Origin of the sequence: Clavibacter lycopersici, from assembly GCF_003576405.1 — a bacterium.
GTDB classification, from domain to species: domain Bacteria; phylum Actinomycetota; class Actinomycetes; order Actinomycetales; family Microbacteriaceae; genus Clavibacter; species Clavibacter lycopersici.
The window spans coordinates 1-4,254 of the sequence record NZ_QWGT01000234.1; the positions used below are offsets into that span (position 1 = coordinate 1).

At 75.5% G+C, this 4,254-nt stretch carries 5 protein-coding genes; all 5 read right to left on the reverse strand.

Annotated features, from left to right (window positions below):
* Positions 1 to 861, reverse strand: an 861-nt coding sequence (locus DZG00_RS12835) for an ATP-binding cassette domain-containing protein (protein ID WP_147360000.1), incomplete at its 3' end; no start/stop codon positions are given.
* A gap of 99 nt (positions 862 to 960) precedes the next feature.
* Entirely contained in the window at positions 961 to 1,440 is a 480-nt protein-coding gene (ribH, locus tag DZG00_RS12840; RefSeq protein WP_119455691.1) for a 6,7-dimethyl-8-ribityllumazine synthase, read from the reverse strand.
* Positions 1,437 to 2,795 carry a GTP cyclohydrolase II gene (gene ribA / locus DZG00_RS12845; RefSeq protein WP_119382958.1) on the reverse strand — a complete coding sequence of 453 codons (1,359 nt, stop codon included), beginning with the start codon at positions 2,793 to 2,795 and terminating at the stop codon, positions 1,437 to 1,439. The genes ribH and ribA overlap by 4 nt, the downstream gene beginning before the upstream one ends.
* A complete protein-coding gene (locus tag DZG00_RS12850; protein WP_119382959.1) occupies positions 2,792 to 3,433 on the reverse strand; it encodes a riboflavin synthase in 642 nt (213 codons plus the stop codon). Before DZG00_RS12850 ends, ribA begins: the two co-directional genes overlap by 4 nt.
* The coding region (gene ribD, locus DZG00_RS12855) for a bifunctional diaminohydroxyphosphoribosylaminopyrimidine deaminase/5-amino-6-(5-phosphoribosylamino)uracil reductase RibD (RefSeq protein ID WP_119455692.1) at positions 3,433 to 4,254 on the reverse strand (822 nt) is incomplete at its 5' end. The genes ribD and DZG00_RS12850, both read right to left, overlap by 1 nt.

A 4,254-nucleotide genomic window follows, 5' to 3' on the forward strand; every position in this document is an offset into this window, starting at 1 on the left:
CGCCGCCGCCGCGCCGAGCGGGGCCGACGCCGCGGCAGGGCCCGCGGACGGGAGCCGGTCCGCGGATCCACCGGGCAGGCGCCGGGACGCCGCCGCCACGAGGGCCCGGCTGTACGCGTGCCGCGGTCGGCGCACGAGGTCGCGCATGGACCCGGCCTCGACCACGCGGCCGGCCTCGAGCACCACGACCCGGTCGCACAGCGCCGCGGCCACCGCGAGGTCGTGCGTGATGAAGAGGAGCGCCTGCCCTGTGGCGTCGAGGCGGCGGCGGATCACGTCGACCACGCGCGCCTGCGTCACGACGTCGAGCGCGGTCGTCGGCTCGTCCGCGAGGAGCAGGTCGGGGCGGCAGAGGAGGGCGAGCGCGAGGCACACGCGCTGGCGCTGGCCGCCCGACAGCTCGGCGGCGAAGGCGGGCAGCACGCCGTCGGGATCCTCGATGCCCACCTCGGCGAGGAGCGCGACCACCTCGCGCCGCGCGTCCTGTCGGGTGAGGAGCCCGCCGTCGGCGGCGGATCCGCGAGCCCGGGCCGCCCGCAGCGTCGCGACGAGGTGGGCGCCCACCGTGACGAGCGGGTTCAGCGCGGCGAGCGAGTCCTGCTGCACGGCGGCGACGCGGCCGAGGCGCTGGCGCGGCGAGCCCGCGCCGACCGCGTGTCCGCCGAGCTCGACGACACCGTGCACCCGGGATCCGGCCGGCAGCGTCCCGAGCACGGCCTGCGCCGTGAGCGACTTGCCCGACCCGGATGCGCCGACCAGCGCGACGCGCTCGCCCGCGCCGACCCGGAGGTCCACGTCGTGCACGAGCGGCATCCGGTCGATCGAGATCGAGAGGGAGCGGACGTCGAGCGCCGGGTCCACCTGGCCTCCGTCCCCGCGCCGACGGACGTTCCGCGAGCGCTCCGCACGACCCTACTGATACCCGTTCTCGATATCAAAGCGGAGGACGGCGGCGGCGGATCAGCCGCGGATCCCCTTCAGCAGCAGCGCCGTCGTCACGGCGGCCTCCGCCGCCTCGGCTCCCTTGTCCTCCTTCGAGCCCGGGAGCCCCGCCCGGTCGAGGCCCTGCTGCTCGTCGTCGAGCGTGAGCAGCCCGAAGCCGATCGGCTTCCCCGTGAGGAGCGACGCCTGCGTGAGGCCGGACGTCGCCGCGTCGGAGACGTACTCGAAGTGCGGGGTGCCGCCGCGGATGATCACGCCGAGCGCGACGACCGCGTCGGCCCCCGCGTCGAGCGCCGCGCGTGCGACCACGGGCAGCTCGAAGCTGCCGGGGACGCGGATCACGGTGGTGGTGACGCCGGCCGCGTCGAGCACGCGCTGGGCGCCCGCGAGCAGGCCCGCGCTGATCTCGTCGTGCCAGCGTCCGGCGACGACGGTGACCCGGAGGCCCGTCCCGTCGAGCGCGGTGGGGTCGATCTCGGGTGCTCCGTGTCCGCTCATGCGGTCTCCTCCTCGGGGGTGGTGGTGGTCGTGGTGGCCGGGCCGGCCGTGGTGGTCCGCAGTCCGTCGGGCGCCTGGGCGTCCGGGTAGGCGTCGGATCCGATGTGCATGTCGGTGTCGAGCACCATCCGGTGCCCCATGCGGTCGCGCTTCGTCTCGAGGTAGCCCGCGTTCACGGCGTTGACGCCGACCACGAGCGGCACGCGCTCGGTCACCTCCACGCCGTGCGCCTCGAGCTGCCGCACCTTCTCGGGGTTGTTCGTGAGCAGGCGCACGTCCTCGATCCCCATCTCCTGCAGGATCGCCGACGCCGCGCCGTAGTCGCGCGCGTCCGCCGGGAGGCCCAGGGCGACGTTGGCGTCGAGCGTGTCGAAGCCGTCCTCCTGCAGCCGGTACGCGCGCAGCTTGTTGACGAGGCCGATCCCGCGCCCCTCGTGCCCGCGCAGGTACACGACGACGCCGCCGTCCCGCTGGATCTCGTCGAGCGCCGCGTCGAGCTGCGGCCCGCACTCGCACTTGAGGGATCCGAGCGCCTCGCCCGTCAGGCACTCCGAGTGCACGCGCACCAGGGTCCCGTGCGCGCGCGGCTCGCCGGCGACGATCGCCACGTGGTCGGCGCCCGTCGTGCGGTCGCGGTAGGCGCGCAGCCTCACCGTGCCGTGCGTGGTCGGCACGGTCGTCTCGACCTCGAAGATCACCCGCGACGCCTCGGGGATCTCGACGGCGGGCTCGAGCGGCCGGTCGCAGTGGAACTCCTCGAGGTGCGCCTTGAGCGCCTCGATGGTCACGACCAGCACGCCCTCCTGCTCGCCGAGCGCGAGGAGGCCGGGGAGGCGCATCATCTCTCCGTCGTCCTGCACGATCTCGCTGATCGCGCCGACGGGCGTGAGGCCCGCGAGCGTGAGCATGTCGACCGCGGCCTCGGTGTGGCCGTCGCGCTCGCGCACGCCGCCGTCCACGGCGCGCAGCGGCAGGATGTGGCCGGGCCGGTGCAGGCTCGTCGGCACGCTGCCGAGGTCGGCGAGCACGCGCAGGGTGTGCGCCCGGTCGGAGGCGCTGATCCCGGTGGAGAGCCGGTCGGCCGCGTCCACCGAGACCGTGTACGCGGTGCCGCGCGGATCCCGGTTGTCGGCCACCATGAGCGGCAGCTCCAGCCGGTCGGCGATCTCGTTGGTCATGGGCGCGCAGATGAAGCCGGACGAGTGCTTCACGAGCCAGGCGATCCACTCGGGCGAGGCGGACTCGGCGGCGAGCAGCACGTCGCCCTCGTTCTCGCGCCCCTCGTCGTCGACGACGATCACGGGGCGTCCGGCGCGCAGCTCCTGCAGGGCGGCGGGGATGTCGGCGAGGCTCACGCGCGCGCCTCCGTCCGGTCGTCGCGCGCGTCGAGCGCGAGCATCCGCTGCACGTGCCGCGCGAGCACGTCGGTCTCGAGGTTCACCTCGTCGCCGATCCCCAGCGCGCCGAGAGTCGTGGCGCTGAGCGTCTCGGGGATGAGCGACACCTCGAACCACGCGTCCTCATCCGGTGTGTCGGTCGGGCTGACCGCGCTCACGGTGAGGCTCACGCCCTGCACCGTGATGGATCCGCGGTCCACCACGAGGGGCGCGAGGTCGGCGGGCAGCGAGAAGCGGAGGATCCGCCACGCCTCGCCCGGCGTGGTCGCCAGCAGGCGCCCCGTGCCGTCGACGTGGCCCTGGACGATGTGACCGCCGAGCCGGTCGCCCACGCGCGCGGCGCGCTCGAGGTTGACGCGGTCGCCCACGCCGAGCCGGCCGAGCGAGCTCATCACGAGCGTCTGCCGCATGACGTCGGCGGTGAAGCCCTCCGCCGTCTGCGCGACGACCGTGAGGCACACGCCGTCGACGCTGATGGAGTCGCCGTGCCGGGCGTCGGACACCGCGAGCGGCGCCTCCACCGTGATCCGGGCGGAGTCGCCCTCGGCGTCGAGCGCGAGGACGCGTCCGCGCTCCTCGATGATCCCTGTGAACATCACTGGCCTTCCGTGGTGGGTCGCGCGGTCACGAGGAGGTCGTCCCCGAGCCGTGTCGTGCTGATGAGGGTGAGTCGGTGGGCGGCCGGCATGCTCGGCACGCCGAGGTCGCCGGTCGCGGTGCGGGGGCCGCCGAGGAGGACGGGCGCGAGGTAGGCGACCACCTCGTCCACGAGCCCGGCCGCGATGAGCGCGGAGACGATCGTGGGGCCGCCCTCCACGAACACGTGCCGGATCCCGCGGCGGCCGAGCTCCTCGAGCGCGGAGGCGGGGTCGTGGCCGGCGATGCGGATCAGCCGGCGCGGGTGGCGGTGCACGGCCGCGTCGTCGGGGATCGCGCGGTCGCCGAGCACGACGGGCGCGGGCTGGTGCGGGTACGGGATCCCGTCGGGCCGCCGGGCGGTGAGCGCGGGGTCGTCGGCGAGCACGGTCCCGGTGCCCACGAGGATCGCGTCGGCCTCGGAGCGGCGCCGGTGCACGTCCTCCCGGGCGGCGGGCCCGGTGATCCAGCGGCTCGTGCCGTCGGCGGCGGCGATGCGCCCGTCGAGGCTGGAGGCCCACTTCGCCGTGACGAACGGTCGGCCGAGCGATGCGGATCCGAGCCACACCCGCAGGAACGCGGCTGCCTCGTCGGCGAGCACGCCGGGCACGACCTCGACGCCCGCGGCGCGGAGCCGGTCCGCGCCTCCGGAGGACAGGGCGCCCGGGTCGGCGACGGCGTAGGCGACGCGCGCGACCCCGGCCTCGACGAGCGCGACCGCGCAGGGTCCCGTGCGGCCCGTGTGGGCGCAGGGCTCGAGCGTGACGACGGCGGTGGATCC

Coding starts and splice junctions, on each gene's coding strand:
- ribH (WP_119455691.1), bottom strand. CDS start 1,440: ATGAGCGGACACGGAGCACCCGAGATCGACCCCACCGCGCTCGACGGG.
- DZG00_RS12850 (WP_119382959.1), bottom strand. CDS start 3,433: ATGTTCACAGGGATCATCGAGGAGCGCGGACGCGTCCTCGCGCTCGAC.